Source organism: Nocardioides sp. L-11A, from assembly GCA_029961745.1.
Classification (GTDB): Bacteria; Actinomycetota; Actinomycetes; order Propionibacteriales; family Nocardioidaceae; genus Nocardioides.
In genome coordinates, this window is the sequence record CP124680.1 from 5,161,845 (window position 1) to 5,179,747 (window position 17,903).

A 17,903-nucleotide genomic window follows, 5' to 3' on the forward strand; every position below is an offset into this window, starting at 1 on the left:
TGGTCTCCAGTCAGTTGTCGAGGAAGCCGACGACCCGGCACGGCGACGCGCTGGTCTTCGGGAGCTTGATCGGGAAGAAGCCGACGTGGAAGCCGGTCAGCGGCAGCGCCTGCAGGTTGTCGAGCTGCTGGATGATGAAGGCCTCCTTGTCGGCGATGGCGAAGTGGCCGTCCCACAGCTCCTTGGGGTCGCCGGTCGCCTCGTAGGCCGCCTTCATCACGGGGAACGGGCGGTCCCAGGCCATGGCGTCGGTGCCGAGGATGGTGGCTCCCAGACCGGTGAGATAGCGGGTGCCGTCGCCGTTCATGCCCGGGTAGTTGAAGAACTCCGGGTCGGCCGGCGTGTAGCGCTCCTGCCCGGTGCGGAGCAGGAGGGCGTCGCCCTGCTGCACCTCGCGGCCGGTGGCCGCGATCGCCCCCTCCAGCGCCTCGATGGTGATCGCCTCGCCGGGCGCGGCCCAGGGGCGTACGTCGAGCACCATGCCCGGCCGGTACAGCTCGGACAGGTCGATGTCGCTGATCGTGCGGGCGGGCTTGCCCTCGATCAGGCTGCCGCTGTGCAGCGGCGCGTCGACGTGGGTGCCGCAATGGGTGTTCATCTCGGTCAGCCAGTCCTCGCCCCAGCCCTCGCCGTTGGGGAGGTGCTCGGCCGGGCAGCCGAAGATGTCCATGGTGCGCTGGAGTCCCTCGCCCCCCGGGGCGAGGTAGTGGATCTTGGGGGCGAGCACGGCGGCCAGCGGCTCGTAGGCCGGCGGCACCATGTCGCGGTAGGCGGGATCGAGGGTGCGGGAGAGATCGACGATCGTGGTCATGTCGGCATGCCTTTCGGGAGGGGTCAGTAGGGGAGCTGGACGCGGTTGCGGAGGACGCCGATGCCCTGGACCTCGAGCTCGACCTCGTCGCCGTCCTTGAGGCGCTTGCCGATCTCGACCGGGCTGCCCGACATCACGGTGCCGGTGCCGAGCACGTCACCGGCGTGGACCGTGCGGTTGCGGGAGAAGTGCGCGATGGCCTTCTCGAAGGAGTGGTGCATCGTCGAGGTCGAGCCGTGCGACCAGACCTCGCCGTTGACGCGCGCCGTCATCTCGAGGTCGTACGGCGAGCCGAGCTCGTCCGGCGTGACGATGCAGGGGCCGAGCGTGTTGGAGCCGTCGAAGTCCTTGCCGCGGGACGGCCCGAGCTGCGACTCCATGACGACGCTCTGCAGGTCGCGGCAGCTCCAGTCGTTGAAGATCGTGTAGCCGAAGACCACGCCGGCGGCGTCCGCCTCCGCGACGTCGCGGGCGGTGCGGCCCAGCACGGCGGCGAACTCCAGCTCGTAGTCCAGCTGCCGGGTCTCGGCGGGGGCGACGATCAGGTCGCCCGGCCCGCTCACGGCCGTGTGGTCGGCGTTGTAGTAGATGACCTCGCGGGAGAACACCTCCGGGGTGTCGAACTTGCCGGTCGCCACCAGCCGCTCGTACTCCGCCTCGGGGTCAGCGGCCTCGGCCGCGATCGAGCGGGCCATCCCCCGGAAGGCCGGCTGGAGGTGGGCGATGAACAGCGAGCAGTCGCGCAGGCGCGGCGGGTTCGGGAGCGGGGCCCGCAGCGTCACGTCGTCGAGCGCGTGGACCGCGTGCGCCGGGTGCGAGTCGCAGAGCTCGCGCGCGTCCTCGACGCCCGCAGCGCCGGCCCGGATCAGGTCGAGCATCGACGCGAACCGCGGATCGCCCTCCGACGCCCGGGTCAGGCTGATCGCGGTGTCGCCGGCGAGGGCGCCGACGTGCGTCGCCCCGTCCGTCGTGGTGAATGTGATGAGCCTCAAGGTGACCCTTCCTTCCATCGGGTGGGATCACCTTCACGGCCGTGACGGCCGTCACCTAGAGCGTCGCCTGACAGAGTCCGGCGGCTCGGGTGTCACGCCGTGCCAGCCGCCGCGCGGGGCTCAGGCGCCGGCGAGCGCGGTGCTCAGGGCGTGCATCCGCAAGGCCGTCTCGAGCCGGAAGCGGTGGTCGACGTCGCGCATGTCGACCCCGAGCACGTCCTCGATCCGCGCGATCCGGTTGCGCACCGTGTTGTAGTGCACGTGCAGCGCCGCGGCGGTGTCCGGCAGGTGTCGGTCGTGGGCGAGGTAGGTCCGCAGGGTCGGCACGAAGTCGGTCCCGCGGCGCTGGTCGAGGTCGAGCAACGGCCCCAGCACGTCGCGCACCGTGGTCTCCAGATGGGTGGCGGGCAGGCTGGCCATGCCGAGGATCCCCAGCTCGTGGGCGGTGACCACGGAGCCGCCCGCCGCGCCGCGGACGGCCAGCTCGCAGGCGGCCCGCGCCTCGTCGTACGACGTCGAGAAGTCGCGGAGGTCGGCGCAGCTGCGTCCGAGCCCGACGGTCCAGCCGCGACGCGAGCGGCTCAGCACGTCGGTGAGCTGCGCCCGCACCCGCGCCGCCGGGCGGCCGGTGGGTGGCAGGACGGCGACCGCGCGCCCGGCGCGCTCCAAGGTGACCACCCCCGGGAAGACCGCCCGCAGCAGCGAGTCGAGCTCCGCGCGGCCCACGGGCTCGTGGTCGCGCCCGCCGGCGACGAGGACCTGCGCGCCGGGGCCCAGATCGATGCCCATCATCGAGACCCGGGCCCGGAGCTCCTCGGGGTCGCCGATCCGGCCGCTGAGGAGGCCGTCGAAGAGCTCACCGTTCAGCCGCTCCGCCGTCCGCTCCCGCTCCCCCACTCGCAGGACCTGCAGCCGGAACAGGCTGATGCACAGGTCGACGAAGGCCTGGCGCTGCTCGTCGGGGTCGCGGGTGTCGATGACCACGACCGTGAGGCCGCCGCAGTCGACGAGCTCGGTGCGCCGGATCACCCGCGCATTGCCCTGGCGCAGCTCGCCGGCCGCGCGGACCAGGGTCCCGTCGGCCTGGCGCAGCTCGACCCGGCCGCCGATCTCGCGGGCCAGCAGATCCAGCGAGCCGACCGGGTCGGTGTGGGTCGCGAAGCCGTTGGCCAGGTCGGCGCAGGCGCGCTGCTCCCGGGTCGCCCGCTCGGCCCGCCGCTCGGCGGCCTCGGCGAGCTGTCCGCGACGGCCGTCGACATCGAGCTGGTGGAGCCGCACGCCGAGGTCGTGGGCGATCTCCTCCAGCATCTCGACCTCGGCGTCGGTCCACGGGTAGGGATTCCGGTGGGCGGCGTAGAGGACGCCGAGCAGGGAGTCGGCCACCAGGAGCGGGACGATCAGGGTGGCCTGGATGCCCTCGTTGTCGATGAGGCGCTTGAGCAACGGCACCCGTCGCGAGTCATGACGGTAGTCGCGGCTCATCTGGGGCCGGCGCTCGAGCGCGACCCGACCGCCGATGCCCTCGCCGATCTTGAGCCGCCAGGCGGCCGCCATCTCGGTGGACGCGACCCCGTGGTGCGCCCCCATCACGAGGTACTCCCCCTCGACCAGCCCGGCCCAGGACACCGGGCAGTCGAGGACGGCGGCGACGTGGTCGGCCGCGAGCTGCAGGGCCTGGGTCGGGTCTTTCGCGGCGAGCAGCCAGCGCAGGTACTGGGCGGAGGACGGCGGCGACAGCAGGTCCACGCTCACGACGGCTCCTCCTCGCATCAGCATACAAAGTTGTACCCGAGTTCAACCTCTGGCAGTGTACGCAGCGGGAGCCGCACCTGTCACGAAAGGCATCCGATGGGATCCGAGCCCGTCACCGCCCGCGCCCGCCGGGTCGGCCAGCGGCGCGACCGCGTCTTCGACGCCGCGATCGAGCTGTTCGTCGAGCAGGGCTACGACGCGACGACGATGGACGACATCGCCGTGCGCGCCGACGTCGCGCGCACCTCCGTCTTCAACTACTTCGAGCGCAAGACCGCCTTCCTCGACGAGTGGTCGGCCCGGCGCCGGGCGCGCGCCTTCCACGGCACGCCCCGCGACGGCTCGGGCACGCTCCGCGAGGAGTTGGCCGCGATCACCCGGGAACTGGCCGCGATCAGCGACACCTCCCGGGTCGCGACGACGGCGATCATCGGCGCGGCGCTGCGCGAGCTCGACCTGCTCGACGACCACCCGCTCAGCCACGAGTTCCTCGCGGTCATCCGGCGCCACCCGGAGGACCTGCGCGACGACATCGACCAGCAGCTGATGGGCCTGACCCTCGCGACCGGCTACTTCGCCGTACTCCGGGCCTGGATCGGCGACGGGCCGCCGCCCTTCGACCTGGGGCCGCGCCTGCTGGCACTGCTCGACCTGCTCCTCGACGGCGCCAGCCGGTCCGGTCGCTGAGCAGCGCCGCCGGTCGAGCCGGCGAGAAGTGGCCCCGGTCAGGCAGCGCCGTCACTACCCTGGCGCGCATGACGTGGCCGATCCTGGCGCGACCCGCCATCGAGACCGCGGCGGGCGACGCGCTTCTCGCTCGCCCGCCTCGAGCCGTTCTGCTGCGCGGAGCGTCCGGAGTCGGCAAGACCACCATCGCCCGGCGCGTCGCCGAGCAGTGCGCCGACCCCGAGGTGGCCACGGTGGCGATCGTGGGACTCGCCGAGCTGCGAGATGCCCCGCTCGCCCCCTTCCTGCCGGCCCTGCCGATGCTCGGCGTACGGCGGCACGCACCCGCCGGCCTGACCGCGCGCGACCTCATCGCGGCCCTCGGCGCCCGAGCTCGCGCCGTCATCCTGGTCATCGATGACGCGCCCCTCCTCGACGACACCTCGGCTGCCGTGGCCTATCAGCTGGTCCGGGCGTTCGCGGTACCCACGATCATGACGGCACGCACCGAACACGAGCTGAGCGGCCCACTCGCTCGCCTCGCCGTCGAGAACGCCGTGCACACCCTCGAGGTCGGCGGACTCACCCGCGCCCAGACCGACGATCTCCTGCGCCGTCACTTCGACACGACGGCACGCCCCGACGACGTCAGTCGGCTCCATGAGCAGACAGGGGGCAATCCGCTCTACCTACGGGAGGTCGTGACGCTCGCCGAGCGTCGTGGACTGATCCGCCACGTGGATCCCGGCGTCGAGATCGGCGCCGTCGACCTGCCCCGCGGCGTGCACTCCTCGATCGGCGACCGCCTGGTCGGGCTCGACCCGGAGTCCTTGGCCGTGCTGCGCCTGGTCACCTTCGGAGCCTCGGCTCCACGCTCGGCGCTGATCCGGCCCGAGGAAGACAGGCACGTGGACGAGCTGGTCGCCCGGGGGCTGGTGGACCTGCGGCCGGGGAACGTCCTGAGCCCGTCCCACCCCTCGGTCGGAGAGGTGGTCAGAGAGGGCCTCTCCGCGCAGGAGCGCGAACGATTCACCTGCGTCGTGGCCGACCGGCTGGGGGCCAGCGCCGACGACGACCTGCGCTTCACGGCGGTACGACTGCGCTGCGACTCGGCCGCCGGCCCCGCGATTCCCGACCTCGAGTGGGCGGTGCGCCGGGCCTTCGCGATCGGCGAGCACGCGATCGCCCACGACCTGAGTGGGCGGCTGCGTCGTGACCTCGGCGCGAGTCCGCCGCCGTTCGGCGTACTGATCGACGACGCGAGTGCCCTCTCCGCATTGGGCCGCCTCGACGACGCCGACACCGCATTCGACGCCGCGCGCGCCGCCGCGACGACCTCGGCCGAACGGGCGCTCCTCGTGTCGCGCTGCGGCACCCACCTGGCCTACCGCCGATTCGATGTGCCGGGTGCACTCGCCCTGGCCGAGGCGGCATCGGGTGAGCTCACCGCCCGGGACCGGGCACTCCTCGGGCCAGAGATCAGGACCTGGCGCATCCTCACCGGCCAGATCGCCAGCCACGGCTCGCCTCCGGATCAGGAGGACGGCGGCACGAACGACACCGCGACCGCCGCCGACATCTCCCCCGAGGTCGCGCTGCGGGGCGCGATCTCCGCGGTCATGCTGGACTCGATGAGCGGCCGGGTGACGGGCGAGGCTGCCGACGTACTCGCTCGCATCGAGCGAGAGCAAGGCATCCTCGATCCGTCCGCCTCTGCGATGGTGCACCTGCAGCGGTACTTCATGCTGCTCTCCCTCGGCCAGGGCGATGCAGCCGCCGCGGTCTGCGAGGAGCAGCGGGTGGTCAGCACGCCCGACGCAGCCGGTATGTGGTCCCTCACCCTCGGCATCCACCGGATGTACAACGGCCGCCTGACGGAGGCGTTGGACCTGGCGGAGCTCGCCGCCGAACAGCTCCGCTGGCGCGATCCGTTGGGATTCCTCGGATTCGCACTCGCCCTGCGCGCCAACGTGGAGGCACAGCGCGGTGAGGCCGAGGCCGCCCGGTCGCTGCTGGACGACCTGCTGCCGGCCCAGCTCGGCGACCCGAAGACGGCGCTTCAGGTGTTGGAGGCCCGGGCCTACCTCGCGGTCCACGCCGGTGACGCCGAGACCGCCTCCAGGCTGGCCGTCGGCGCCTGCCGAGGCGCGAGCGAGGCCGGGCACGACCTGGTGGCCGCCATCTCATTGGCGGTGTGCGTCCGCGTCGGTCGGGCGAGTGACGCGGTGCCGTTGCTACAGGAGATCCAGGACCGGGTGGGCCCGGACCTGGGGCTCTACGCCGCCCTCCGGGATGTTGCGCTCGCGTTGACCGAGCGGCGTCCCGCGCTGGTCAGGGACGCCGCGCGGCGCCTCGCCACCGCCGGGATGAACGCGGCGGCGATCGACGCACTCCACCAGGCGGAGCGCTGGCCCGCGACCCGCGGCGACGAAGCAGAGCTGCTGGCCCACCGCCGGCTGCGGCGATCCCTCCAGCAGGCCGGTGACGCGCCCAGCAGGTGGACTGAGCCCGATGAGGCGGTCCCTCTGACCGCCCGCGAGCAGGAGATCGTCGACCTGGTGCGCCAGCGGTTGAGCAGCCCCGAGATAGCGACCCGGCTGGTGGTCTCCGTGCGGACCGTGGACAACCATCTGGCCAAGGTCTACCGGAAACTCGGCGTCTCCAGCCGAGCAGAGGTACGTGCGCTTCTCGGCCCCTGAAGGCGCCGGGCGACGCGCCTCACGACAGCGATCTCCCGACGAGGCAGGGCGCACGATCGCCGGCACCTCATCGGAGTCGGCATCCACCGTCACGACGGGCCCACGGCCCGCCGCCGTCAGGACGCGCACTCCCTCTCGCCGTCGGGGTAGCCCATCACCAGCCGGTGGTCCTCGGGGAGCCCGAGGCCCTGCGCCGCGCTTCGAGCGATCAAGCAGTGCGCCGTCACGTCGTCCTTGCTTCCCGAGCTGAACCGGATGAGCAACGTGTCTCCCTCGAGCTCATACGACCCGGCCTCCGGGAGCGAGATCTCCAGGACGCTGCCGAGCCCCTCGAGCTTGTTCGCGACACCGGCTCCATCGGCCCGCGACTCACCTGCCCGGGCGTCGGCCGGGGGCGCACTCGCATGTCCGCCCCCGGCATCGGAGACTCCAGGAGAGTCGTCGCCACAGGCCGAGAGGGCACCGACGACGAGCAGTGCGGTGGTGGCCAGCAACCCACGGGAACGGCGGCGAGGATCCATGCGCTGAGCATCGTGGGCCGGCGCCGGGTCCGGGATGAGTAGGACCTACTCATCTGCTCGTCCGTCCGTGCCGACCACGCCAGGTTGCCTCCAGAATCGCCGCGTGAGCCAGCACAGTCTCATCGCCGACGTACTCGACCGGATGCGCGAGGGTCACTCGGTGGTGCTGCACGGCCCGCGCGGGGCCGGACGCAGCCGGCTGGCCCGGGGCATCGCCGACGGTCTGCGCTCCGAGGGACGTCGAGTCGCCGAGGTGAGTGGGAGCGATGGCACGGCGGTGCCGCTCGCCCCCTTCGCACCGCTGCTGCTGGAGGCCGGCGTGCGCCCCGGCGACGACCCGGCGTTGAGCGCCTATACCCGGCTGCCTCCCTATCTGGCCTCGGAGACGGCCTCGATCGTGGTGGTGGACGACGCCCACCTGCTCGATACCGGCTCCGGGGTGCTGGTGAGCCACCTCAGCCGCGCCGGCGTGCCGCTGGTGCTGGTCACGGAAGCTCCGTCGGCCCTTCCCCCGCCGCTGCGCGACCGGACCGACACCTTCGGATGGGTGCAGCGGAAGATGCCGCCGGCGGCGCCCGACGAGATCCTCGCCATGGCGACCGAGCTCCTCGGCGGCGAGCTCACGGCCGCCGCTGGCGCCCACCTCCTCGCCTGCTCGGACGGCCGCCCGGCAGTGGCGGCGGCACTGCTCGGCTCCGGGCTCCAGCCTCGGATGACGCCGGGCGGTCTCGCGATCGACCGCCCCTTCCCGATCACGGCGGAGGTCCGCCGCTGGAGCATCGATCCAGCCACCTGGACGCCCGAGGTACGGCGAGCCGCGGAGGTCGCTGCCGTCTCCGAGCGACTGCCCGCGTGCGCCGCGGCGCTGTCCGGCATGGACACAGCGCTGTCCGTCGGCCTCATCGCCGAGGACGCGGGCGCGCTGAGGTTCGCGCGCGAGCTGGACCGCGTCGTGGTGCTGGACGCGATGCCCTCGGCACTGTGGCGCCTCCGGGCGGCGCAGGCCCACGATCTGTTGAGCGCGAGCGGCGAGGACTGGTCCACACGAGCCACGCTCCTCGCGGTACGGGCCGGACACCGAGTGGCGGTCGACCCGACGCTCGCAGCGGCCCAGGATCCGCTGCTCACCGACGCCGAGCGTCGCGAGGTGCTGGAGGCGGTGCCGGGCGATCACCCCGCAGGTCTCGTCCTGCGCGGCGCGAGCGCGTCCGCGGACGATCAGGTGCTCGACGCCGAGAGACACCTGGGCGCGGCACAGGCCGCCCTCACGTCCGCTCCTCCGACCCCGGAGCGCGACGCCTGGCTGCTTCGCGTGGGCCAGGAGCTCGGTCTGCTGCACGCGGTCCGGCGTGGGGACGCGGCGCGGGCTGTCGTGGAGGTGACGACGGTGGCGGCGGCGCTGCACGACCCCGACGCCCAGGAGTTGCTGCATGCCGAGCTCGTCAAGTGGCGCCTGATGGCCGGTGCGGGGGGCGAGGTGTCCGCGCCCCTCACCGACGTCAACGACGTGGACGCCGCCAGGGCCGTCGGAAAGGCCGTGATCGGCGCGATGATCGCGAGCATGGACGGAGGCCGCGCCGAGGCCCACGCCGAGGTCGACGCCGGCCTGGCCGCGCTGGCCACGACGCGGATCGCCCCAGCCCATGCCGCGAGCCTCCTCGAGCTCTCCCGCTTCCTCGCCCTCGTGTTCGACGCCGACCTGACCGCCGCCCAGGAACTCGCCACCGCGCGGCGGGATGCGGCGGCCCGATCCGCGGACCCGGAGCTCGGCATGTGGGAGTACGCCGCGGCCGAGCTGGCCTTCCACACCGGTCGGCTGGACGACGCGGCCATGCTGGCGCACCGCGCGGCGCGCCACCTCGCTTGGCGTGACTTCACCGGACTGCGCGACACCGCGGACGCCCTGGTGGAGGCGGTGGCCGTCCGCCGGGGCCGAGGTCGGCCGGCGGACGGCACCACGGACGGCACTGCCGAGGCCGACGTGAAGGTCGGACTGCACCGGGCGCGGGCCCATGCGGACAGGCATCGGGACGTCGCCGCGCTGGTGGCCGTTGCCCACCGGGCGCTGGGGGAGATGCACGGGCACCTCGGCATCCTCGCCCTCGACGACGCCTGGATGCTCACCCGCTCGTCGCCCCTGGCCGGCGAACTGATCGCGCACGCCGATCGAGGCGGGATCGCGGCGCTGCTGGCGCATCGGATCGAAGCACACGAGTCGGGCTCCGCGCAGGCCCTCGAGCGGGCAGCCGAGCAGCTCGAGGGGACCGGCCTCGTCGGGCGCGCCGCCGATGCCTGGGAGTTGAGCGCTCGCGCGCATCGCGAGGCCGGACGCCATCAGTCGGCGGACCGTTCGCTGCGTCGCGGAGTCCTGCTGCGCTCGACGTACGGGCTCGGCACCTGGCCCACGGGGGCGGTGGTCCTGAGCCCGCGCGAGTCGGAGATCGCCCATCTCGCGGCTCGTCGCGTTCGCAGCCGCGAGATCGGTCAACAGCTCGGCCTCTCGGTCCGTACGGTCGACAACCACCTGGCGCGCGTCTATCGCAAGCTCGGCGTCTCGGGCCGCGATGAGCTCGCCGTCCTCCTGACGACGTAGCACCGGAAACCGGCCGGCCGGATGAGGGTCGGTCAGCTCCCCATCCGGCCTCTGCCGTCAGCGCACCGTGAGCTTCGCTGTACCGCCCCGGCCGCTCGCGACACCGATCGCGGTGATGCGCCACTTCCCCTTGGCAGCTCTCTTGAGCTTGACCTTGCCCTTGATGGCTCCCGCCGCATTGGCGTAGACCACCTTCGTGAAGAGCTTCTTGCCTGCGCCCTTGCCACCCTTGACCCGGATGACGACCGCTTCGCCCGAGGCATAGCCGGACCCACCGAGCTTGACGGCGCTGCCCGACCGCACCCTCTTGGCCGCCAGCTTCACCTTCGCCTGGCCGTCGACCACTCCCGTCTGGGCATTCGGATGCCAGGTCGCCGGGTTGTTGAGGTCGATACCGCCCGGACCCGACGACGAGATCGTGAGCGCCGCCCCAGCCGACCTCGCGCCATTCGTCACTCGGACCTCGACGGTGCCGCTGAGGCCGGCGGGCACCACGAACGATCCCTGGACCGCCCCGGAGTCGTCGACTTCGACCGTTCCCGCGGAGATGCCCGCCACGGTCACACTCGCTCGTGCTCGCGGCATGGCCGGTGCGCCGGCCAGCAGGTGCGAACCGGTGTAGGACACCGTCTGTCCGGACTGGGCGCCGCCCCGATCGAGGAGGAGCGCGGGCGTGGCGGACAGGTCGTAGACAGCGGTGGTCAGGATCGGCTGGGGGTTGACGACGTTGTCACATCCGAAGGAGTACTCGACGAACTCGCCCCCTGAGTCCTTGCCGGTGAAGAGCAGGTAGATCTTCTTGGGACGGTGCTCCCACAGGCCCGCGACGGAGTAGGTGTCCTCCTGCTCGATCTCAGGGAGCACGAGAGGGGTGTTCCGGTCCCAGTCCCCGATCCAGTTGTCGCTGTAGAGCCGCAGGGGACCGCCGATGCCGTTCACCAGCTCCAGGTAGTAGACCTGGACCCGCAGATCGTCCATGCTCTCCGGCATGGTGCCCGCCGGCAGCGCTCCGAGCTCCGCCTCGACCGTGACCTCGTCATCCACCGGGATCGGGCCCGGGTGGTCGAGCCGCAACGTGGTGGTCCAGTTCGTCTCACCGCCGATCTGTTGGTTCGTGGTGTAGGGAGACTTGTGGACCTCGCAGTCGGTGAAGTTCACCGTCGCGGAGTTCTCGACGGCCCGCGCGGCCGGTGTCGCCGCCAGGGAGACGGAAACGAGGGCGAGCGCGAGCGCGGCACCGATCGTGCCAGGCCGGAGATGTGAGCGTGCAGACATGACGCGCAGGGTTCCAGCGCGAGCGCACGGCTGCGATGAGCAAGAACTACTCGGGTCCTCACCGGGCCCAGGTGCGTATCGCATCCGGTACGTATGCCGGGTCCATGTCCGCCGCCTCCGCGATCGAGCGGATCCTGGAGCGATCGGGTTCGAGCAAGCCCGGGCTCTCCCGCCGCTCGGGCGTGAGCCGCGCCCAGATCGACACCTGTCTCAAGGGCAGCACGCAGCCGTCCGTCGCCCAACTCGAGCGCCTCGGCGCCGCCGCCGGGCTCCGGCTGGACCTGTCCTGGACGACGGTCCCGGGACGTCCGCCGAGGACGACCCGTCGTGACGGCGTCCCGACGAGCTGCGGATGCAGCCGCCCCCTGGCCCTGGCGAAGCGCGGCCGGGGGCTCGAACGCGTCGTGCCTGTCGCGATGGCGCCTTGCCGGCGTCCACGGAAAGCGCTGGAGGCGCCGCCCTTCGATCTCTGCCGCACCCACGCCCGCGCGGACTGCTCAGGAGGTGAGCAGGCCGCCGTCCAGGATCGCGAGGTACTGGTCGGCGAGGGTGCCGTGCTGCAGCCGTCCGCGCGGGTCGTACCAGCGCACGGTCGACCACACCCCGTCGCGGATGAAGCGGTATGTCGTGGTCGGCTCGAGCTCGGCCCGGAAGTCGCCCGAGGCGATGCCGGCACGGAGGACGTCGAGCCAGACCTTCTCCACCTCGCGGCTGGCCTTGGTGACGAACGCGAACTCGGGCGTGCTGCCGAGGAAGTTCGCCTCGTTCTGGTAGAGCGCGACCGCGTGCGGGGTGCGGTGGATGGTCTCGAAGGAGCTGCGCACCAGGCCGTCGAGCGCGGCGCGGGGGGTCTCCGCCTCCTCGGCGATGGAGCGGAACTGCCCCAGCAGGCTGCCCATGAACTCCTGCAGGATCTCGGTCAGCATCTCGTCCTTGGACGCGAAGTGGTGGTAGAGACTGCCCGACAGGATCCCCGCCTCGTCGGCGATGTCGCGGACGGTGGTCTGCGTGTAGCCGCGGGAGGCGAACATCTCGGCGGCGATCGCGAGCAGCTGGGCGCGCCGGGTCGAACCGGTGCCGGCGCCGCTGCCGGCGCTCTTCTTGCGGGCGGTGGCGGCGCCCCCCTTGGTGGTGGCCATGCCTCGATCCTCTCCCACGGTTGCGCCTACGATACCTAACAAGCACTTGGTTAATGGAGCGACGAGCGGAAGGCCGCCGATGACACCCACCACGATGCCCGCACTGCTGGAGCAGGCAGCCGCGGAGCACCGCGACCACCCGGCCATCGTCGACGGCGACACCATCATCACCTACGCCGGTCTGCGGGACCTGGTCGTGGCGGCGGCCCGTGGCTACCGGGCCCTCGGCGTCGAGCCGGGCGACCGGGTCGCGATCTGGGCGCCCAACCGCGCCGAGTACCTCCTCGCGCTGCTCGGCGCCCAGCAGCTCGGGGCGTCGGTGGTCCCCCTCAACACCCGCTACCGCGGGCACGAGGCCCGGGTCGTCCTGGAGCGCTCGCGGGCGGTCGCGCTGGTCGTGTGCGACGGCTTCCTCGGCACCGACTACTCCGTGCTGCTGGCCGAGTCGGCGAGCGACGACGGAGGGTCCGGCGATCCACATCCGGTCGTGGCCGGCCTGCCGCACCTGCGCGCGATCGTCGACATGAACGCCGCCGGGCGGCCCGGCACCGTGGCGTGGGCCGACTTCCTGGCCGCCGGCGAGCGGGTCCCCCCGGCCGAGATCGAGCGGCTGGCCGCCGAGGTCACCCCCGACACCGTCGCCGACATCCTCTTCACCTCGGGCACGACCGGCCTGCCCAAGGGCGTGATGAGCGCGCACCGCCAGACGATCGGCACGGCCGAGGTCTGGGCGCGCGGCGCGAGCCTCGGCGAGCGCGACCGCTACGCGATCGTGAACCCGTTCTTCCACTCCTTCGGCTACAAGGCCGGCGCGATCGCGTGCCTGACCGCGGGAGCGACCATCCACCCGGTCCTCACCTTCGACCCCGACGCGCTCCTGCAGCTCATCCAGGACGCCGGGATCACCGTGCTCCCCGGCGCCCCGACGATCTTCATCACCCTGATCAACCACCCTCGGCGCGCCGAGTTCGACCTGTCCTCCCTGCGCTTCTCCATCGCCGGCGCGGCCAGCGTCCCCGAGACGCTCTTCGAGCAGATGCAGGAGGTGCTCGGCTTCGACGAGGTCGCCCAGGCCTACGGCCTCACCGAGTGCGTCGTGGCCACGCGGTCCCGGGCCGGCGAGGATCCGCGCCACATCGCCGAGACCACGGGACCCGGGGTCGACGGCATCGAGGTCCGTGTCGTCGACGAGGCCGGCGCCGACGTGTCGACGGGCACCGACGGCGAGATCTGGCTGCGCGGCGCCAACGTGATGCTCGGCTACTTCGAGGACCCCGAGGCCACGGCTGCGGCGATCGACCCCGACGGCTGGCTGCACACCGGCGACGTCGGCCGGCTCGACGAGCACGGGTGCCTGAAGATCACCGACCGGATCAAGGACATGTTCATCGTCGGCGGCTTCAACGTCTACCCGGCCGAGGTCGAGAACACCCTGGCCGCGCATCCAGCGGTGATGGAGAGTGCCGTCATCGGCGTACCCGACGAGCGGATGGGGGCGGTCGGACGCGCGTACGTCGTCCTGCGGCCCGGTGCCGACGCCGACGCGGAGGACCTCGTCGCGTGGGCCCGCGAGCGGCTCGCCAACTTCAAGGCGCCGCGCGACGTGGTCTTCGTGTCCGAGCTGCCGCGCAACGCCAGCGGGAAGGTGCTCAAGACCGACCTGCGGTCCGACGCCTGACCCGCGGCCGCGCCCCTCGGCCGCGAACCAAGCAAATGCTAGGTTGTCTGACGTGGAGAGTGCGGCGGCCGGCGTGGACGCGGGCAGTGGCCCGGCCCTGCACGCGACCACCTTCCGGCTGGGCTACGCCGACACCGACCCGGCCGGGATCCTCTACTACGCGGCCTGGTTCCCGTGGATGGAGCGGATGCAGAGCGAGTGGTTCTGGAGCAACGGCCTGCGCCAGGACGAGCTGAAGCGGCGACACGGCTTCTGGACCGTCACCGCGCACACGGCGTGCGACTACGTCGCGGCCGTCGGCCTGTTCGACGAGATCCGGCTCGAGCTGCGGCTCGGCGCCGTGGGACGGCGCTCGTTCGAGATGCTGCACCGGATGGTGCGCACCGCCGACGAGGGCGTGGTCGCGCGGGCGCGGATCCGGATCGTCACCGTCTCTCCCGAGCTCGGCTCGGTCGAGCTGCCCGCCCTGCTGCGCCACCACCTGGACGCCTGGTCCCGCGGCGTCCGGCTCACTCCGGAGGTCCACCCATGACCCGCTCCGCCGACTACGGCCTCACTCTCGTCACCGGCGCGAGCGGCGGCATCGGACAGGCGGTCGCCCGCCGGCTGGCCGATGACGGCGCGGCGCTCCTGCTGCTGCATCGGCGTACCGCGCCGGACGCCCTGGTCACCGAGCTCGGCGACCGGGTGTGCGCCAGCGCCGCGTGCGACCTCACGGACCCCGACGCCACCGCGACCCTGGTCGGGTCGCTGGTGGCCGAGCACGGCGACCTGCGCACGGTCGTCCACACGGCCGGGCCGCACGTGCCGATGGTCCACCTCTCGCGGGTCACGCCCCGGCAGTTCGCCGAGCAGGTCGACCAGGACGTCGTCGCCTTCTTCAACCTCGCCCACGCCGTCCTCCCCTCGCTGCGGCGGGCGCAGGGCTCCCTGACCGTCGTCACGACGGCCGCGACCCGGCGCTATCCGGTGCGCGACGGCCTCTCCGCCGGTCCGAAGGGAGCCGTCGAGGCCCTGGCCCGCGGGCTGGCGGCCGAGGAGGGCCGGTTCGGCGTCCGGGTCAACTGCGTCGGCCCCGGCATGCTGACCGATGGGATGGCCGAGCGGCTGATCGGCTCCGGGGACCTCGACGAGCATGCGCTCGACGTCGCCCGCGGCAACATCCCACTGCGCCGCTTCGGCACCGCGGTCGACATCGCCGAGGCGGTCGGCTTCCTCGCCAGCGACCGCGCGGGGTTCGTCTCGGGTCAGAAGCTGGACGTCGACGGCGGCTACGGGGTGTGAGCCGGGTCTGCGTGCGGCGCAACGACCGAATTCGTCGCCCGGACCGCCTCGGCGGAGCGAATTCGGTCGTTGCGCGGCCGACCGGGCCTCAGCAGACCGCCGGCGCCGCCTCGCGCGCCGTGCGCAGCTCGAAGCTGGGATAGCCGCCCTCGATCTCCTCCTGGAGCCGCCGGCGGTAGCGCGGCGCGCCCCCGAGGTAGACCATGACACGCGGCTTGTCGTCGCGGTCGAGGTTGATGTTGTGTCCGTTGAACCAGGACTTCGAATGGGCCAGCAGGAGCAGGCTGTTGATCTCCCGCACGTGCTCGACCCAGGCGATCTCCGCCTCCCGCCGCCCCTCGAAGCGCACGACGTCGTTCGCCTCGATGTGGCGCGCGGTCTCGGTCATCCAGTTGACGACGTCCTCGATGCCGCGGGGGAAGTTGGCCGTCGCGGAGCCGGACTGCGGGCCGACCAGCATGAAGAGGTTGGGGAAGTTCGTGACCTGGATCCCGACGCAGGTCTCCGGGCCGTCCTGCCACTGGTCCTTGAGCCGCACGCCGTCGACGCCGCGGAAGTCGATCCGGTCGAACGGTCCGGTCACGGCGTCGAAGCCGGTCGCGTAGACGATGACGTCCAGCTCGAGGTCGCGCACGCCACCGTCGGCGAGGTCGAGCCTGATCCCGGTCTCGGTCACCTCGCGGATCGGGTGGGCCATCAGGTCGACCAGCTCGACGTTGTCCTGGTTGAAGACCTCATAGAAGCCGGACTCTCCCGCGACCCGCTTGTTGCCGAAGCCGTGGTCCTTCGGGATGAGCAGCTCGGCGACCTCGGGGTCCTCGACGCGCTGGCGGATCCGGTCGGCGACGAACTCCGAGAGCTCGCGATTGGGCCCCGCCTCCATCATCGTGTCGCGGTAGTTGCCCATGTAGAGCGCCGCCCCGTGCCCGTTGTCGTAGAGGTCGTTCCAGTGCCGCAGCCGCTCCTCGCGGGTGACGTCGGTCGAGAGCGTGCGGTCGGGACGGTGCACGAAGCCGGCCGGGGTCTCCCGGCACCAGGCGAAGATCTCGTCGTACGACGCGCGGAGGCGAGCCATCTCCTCCGGCGAGATCGGCTCGTTGCCGAGCGGTGCGCACCAGTTGGCGTCGCGCTGCAGGACCGTCAGCTGCTCGACCTTGTCCGCGATGTCGGTGATCACCTGCACACCACTGGCGCCGGTGCCGATCACGGCCACCCGCTTGCCGGTGACGTCGAGGTCCTCGGGCCAGTCGAAGGTGTGGGTCTCCACGCCGCCGAAGGTGCCGAGCCCGGCGACCCGCGGATAGGTCGGCACCGAGAGCAGGCCCATCGCGCAGAGCACGAAGCGGGCCCGTACCTGCTCGCCGCCGGCCATCGTCACCAGCCAGTGCAGGCCGTCCTCGATCCACTCCGCGCGCTCGACCCGGGTGTTGAGGCTGATGTGGGGGTGGAGGTCGAACCGGTCCGCGACGTGCTCGAGGTAGGACAGCGTCTCGGGCTGGGCCGCGAAGCGCTCCTTCCAGTCCCACTCGTCGAGGAGCTCCTGGGAGAAGGAGTACTGGTAGGTGTACGACTCCGAGTCGAACCGGCATCCGGGGTAGCGATTGTTGTACCAGGTCCCGCCGAGACCGGCGTTCGCGTCGACGACCCGCACCGACACCCCGAGCTCGAGCAGCTGGTGCAGCTGGTAGAGCCCGCAGACGCCGGCGCCGATGATCAGGTAGTCGAGACCAGGCGTCGGCTGCCGGTCGGTCTGGATGGTCATGGTCGGTTCTCCTTATAGAATCAAGCGCTTGCTGCACATTACACGAAGGGCCGGCCACCGGCGAACGCCGCGGATGGCGCGCGATCGCCGTCCGGCTCAGGCGTTCACGGCTGACCGGGTCGCAGCACGACGAAGAGGGCCTCGGCCTCGGCACACAGGGCGCCGTCGTCGCGGATCTCCCCGCGGACGTACTGCTTGCGACCCTCCCGGCGGTCCCGCCAGACCCGGACGTCGAGATCGCGGTCGAGCCGGACCACCGCGCGGAAGTCGACGTGGAGGTACGCCGTGCGGGCCGGCGCGCGCCCTTCCCCGTTGATCACCCGACCGAAGAGCTCGTCGAACAGGAGCGGGACGGCTCCCCCGTGCGCGGCACCGTTGCCGCCGAGGAAGTAGCCCCCGAACCGCGTGACGCCACGCAGCTCCGCGTCGTCCTCCGCCGTCACCCGGTAAGCCGGCGTCATCGACTGCCCGTGGGCGGCGGCTCCGGGGCATCGCCCGAAGAGCCGCTCGTCCTCGACCCCGGCAGCCCGGTCGGCGAGGCGCGCCACCCAGTCCCGCAGGGCCACGGTCAGCTCGTCGGCCATCGGGGCGTCGGGCACCGCAGCGGCCAAGGCGTCGAGGAACTCCCGGGTCGTCCCGACCAGCGTCTCGTAGGCGACGTCGCCCACGACCGTCGCCGCACACCCGCCCGGGGCCAGGGACTCCTTCATGCCGCCACCTTCCTCCGCACC

The 17,903-nt window shown here is 72.2% G+C and carries 14 protein-coding genes; 6 read left to right on the plus strand and 8 right to left on the minus strand.

The window, feature by feature from the left end; translation table 11 throughout:
• Positions 1 to 10: 10 nt before the first annotated feature.
• From QJ852_24700 to QJ852_24710, 3 genes are all read right to left on the minus strand, one after another.
• The gene (locus QJ852_24700) at positions 11 to 811 is read right to left on the minus strand and encodes a cyclase family protein (protein ID WGX96333.1); all 801 of its coding nucleotides are present in this window, start codon (positions 809 to 811) and stop codon (positions 11 to 13) included.
• A gap of 23 nt (positions 812 to 834) precedes the next feature.
• Positions 835 to 1,803, minus strand: coding sequence for a fumarylacetoacetate hydrolase family protein (locus tag QJ852_24705; GenBank protein ID WGX96334.1), 969 nt, complete (start codon positions 1,801 to 1,803; stop codon positions 835 to 837).
• A 120-nt stretch (positions 1,804 to 1,923) separates the two neighbouring features.
• Positions 1,924 to 3,555 carry a helix-turn-helix domain-containing protein gene (locus tag QJ852_24710; GenBank protein ID WGX96335.1) on the minus strand — a complete coding sequence of 544 codons (1,632 nt, stop codon included), beginning with the start codon at positions 3,553 to 3,555 and terminating at the stop codon, positions 1,924 to 1,926.
• A 96-nt stretch (positions 3,556 to 3,651) separates the two neighbouring features.
• On the opposite strand from QJ852_24710, the gene QJ852_24715 reads away from it, so the two are divergent.
• Positions 3,652 to 4,242, plus strand: a complete 591-nt coding sequence (locus QJ852_24715; protein ID WGX96336.1) for a helix-turn-helix domain-containing protein — start codon at positions 3,652 to 3,654, stop codon at positions 4,240 to 4,242.
• A gap of 68 nt (positions 4,243 to 4,310) precedes the next feature.
• Entirely contained in the window at positions 4,311 to 6,920 is a 2,610-nt protein-coding gene (locus QJ852_24720) for a LuxR C-terminal-related transcriptional regulator (protein WGX96337.1), read from the plus strand.
• Positions 6,921 to 7,036: 116 nt separating this feature from the next.
• Here the strand turns inward: QJ852_24720 and QJ852_24725 are convergent, their stop codons facing one another.
• Entirely contained in the window at positions 7,037 to 7,441 is a 405-nt protein-coding gene (locus QJ852_24725) for a hypothetical protein (protein ID WGX96338.1), read from the minus strand.
• A gap of 103 nt (positions 7,442 to 7,544) precedes the next feature.
• On the opposite strand from QJ852_24725, the gene QJ852_24730 reads away from it, so the two are divergent.
• On the plus strand, positions 7,545 to 10,034 hold the full coding sequence (locus tag QJ852_24730) for a helix-turn-helix transcriptional regulator (GenBank protein ID WGX96339.1): 2,490 nt from the start codon (positions 7,545 to 7,547) through the stop codon (positions 10,032 to 10,034).
• Between the two features lie 57 nt (positions 10,035 to 10,091).
• Here the strand turns inward: QJ852_24730 and QJ852_24735 are convergent, their stop codons facing one another.
• Both QJ852_24735 and QJ852_24740 read right to left on the minus strand, forming a co-directional pair.
• The gene (locus tag QJ852_24735) at positions 10,092 to 11,309 is read right to left on the minus strand and encodes a hypothetical protein (protein ID WGX96340.1); all 1,218 of its coding nucleotides are present in this window, start codon (positions 11,307 to 11,309) and stop codon (positions 10,092 to 10,094) included.
• Positions 11,310 to 11,806: 497 nt separating this feature from the next.
• Positions 11,807 to 12,448, minus strand: coding sequence for a TetR/AcrR family transcriptional regulator (locus QJ852_24740; protein WGX96341.1), 642 nt, complete (start codon positions 12,446 to 12,448; stop codon positions 11,807 to 11,809).
• A 79-nt stretch (positions 12,449 to 12,527) separates the two neighbouring features.
• Between QJ852_24740 and QJ852_24745 the strand changes: the two genes are divergently transcribed.
• The 3 genes from QJ852_24745 to QJ852_24755 are packed head-to-tail and all read left to right on the plus strand — an operon-like array spanning position 12,528 to position 15,410.
• Positions 12,528 to 14,126, plus strand: coding sequence for a FadD3 family acyl-CoA ligase (locus QJ852_24745; GenBank protein WGX96342.1), 1,599 nt, complete (start codon positions 12,528 to 12,530; stop codon positions 14,124 to 14,126).
• Positions 14,127 to 14,178: 52 nt separating this feature from the next.
• Entirely contained in the window at positions 14,179 to 14,658 is a 480-nt protein-coding gene (locus tag QJ852_24750; GenBank protein WGX96343.1) for an acyl-CoA thioesterase, read from the plus strand.
• Positions 14,655 to 15,410, plus strand: coding sequence for an SDR family oxidoreductase (locus QJ852_24755; GenBank protein ID WGX96344.1), 756 nt, complete (start codon positions 14,655 to 14,657; stop codon positions 15,408 to 15,410). The genes QJ852_24750 and QJ852_24755 overlap by 4 nt, the downstream gene beginning before the upstream one ends.
• Before the next feature lie 88 nt (positions 15,411 to 15,498).
• Here QJ852_24755 and QJ852_24760 read toward each other — a convergent pair whose 3' ends face one another.
• Both QJ852_24760 and QJ852_24765 read right to left on the minus strand, forming a co-directional pair.
• On the minus strand, positions 15,499 to 17,172 hold the full coding sequence (locus QJ852_24760) for an NAD(P)/FAD-dependent oxidoreductase (GenBank protein WGX96345.1): 1,674 nt from the start codon (positions 17,170 to 17,172) through the stop codon (positions 15,499 to 15,501).
• Between the two features lie 104 nt (positions 17,173 to 17,276).
• Entirely contained in the window at positions 17,277 to 17,882 is a 606-nt protein-coding gene (locus tag QJ852_24765) for a hotdog fold domain-containing protein (GenBank protein ID WGX96346.1), read from the minus strand.
• Positions 17,883 to 17,903: the final 21 nt, after the last annotated feature.

What these genes read in the sequence shown, in the direction of transcription:
- QJ852_24760 (WGX96345.1), bottom strand. Translation starts at nt 17,172, where the DNA reads ATGACCATCCAGACCGACCGGCAGCCGACGCCTGGTCTCGACTACCTG.
- QJ852_24755 (WGX96344.1), top strand. Translation starts at nt 14,655, where the DNA reads ATGACCCGCTCCGCCGACTACGGCCTCACTCTCGTCACCGGCGCGAGC.
- QJ852_24700 (WGX96333.1), bottom strand. Translation starts at nt 811, where the DNA reads ATGACCACGATCGTCGATCTCTCCCGCACCCTCGATCCCGCCTACCGC.
- QJ852_24720 (WGX96337.1), top strand. Translation starts at nt 4,311, where the DNA reads ATGACGTGGCCGATCCTGGCGCGACCCGCCATCGAGACCGCGGCGGGC.
- QJ852_24745 (WGX96342.1), top strand. Translation starts at nt 12,528, where the DNA reads ATGACACCCACCACGATGCCCGCACTGCTGGAGCAGGCAGCCGCGGAG.
- QJ852_24725 (WGX96338.1), bottom strand. Translation starts at nt 7,441, where the DNA reads ATGGATCCTCGCCGCCGTTCCCGTGGGTTGCTGGCCACCACCGCACTG.
- QJ852_24765 (WGX96346.1), bottom strand. Translation starts at nt 17,882, where the DNA reads ATGAAGGAGTCCCTGGCCCCGGGCGGGTGTGCGGCGACGGTCGTGGGC.
- QJ852_24735 (WGX96340.1), bottom strand. Translation starts at nt 11,309, where the DNA reads ATGTCTGCACGCTCACATCTCCGGCCTGGCACGATCGGTGCCGCGCTC.
- QJ852_24740 (WGX96341.1), bottom strand. Translation starts at nt 12,448, where the DNA reads ATGGCCACCACCAAGGGGGGCGCCGCCACCGCCCGCAAGAAGAGCGCC.
- QJ852_24715 (WGX96336.1), top strand. Translation starts at nt 3,652, where the DNA reads ATGGGATCCGAGCCCGTCACCGCCCGCGCCCGCCGGGTCGGCCAGCGG.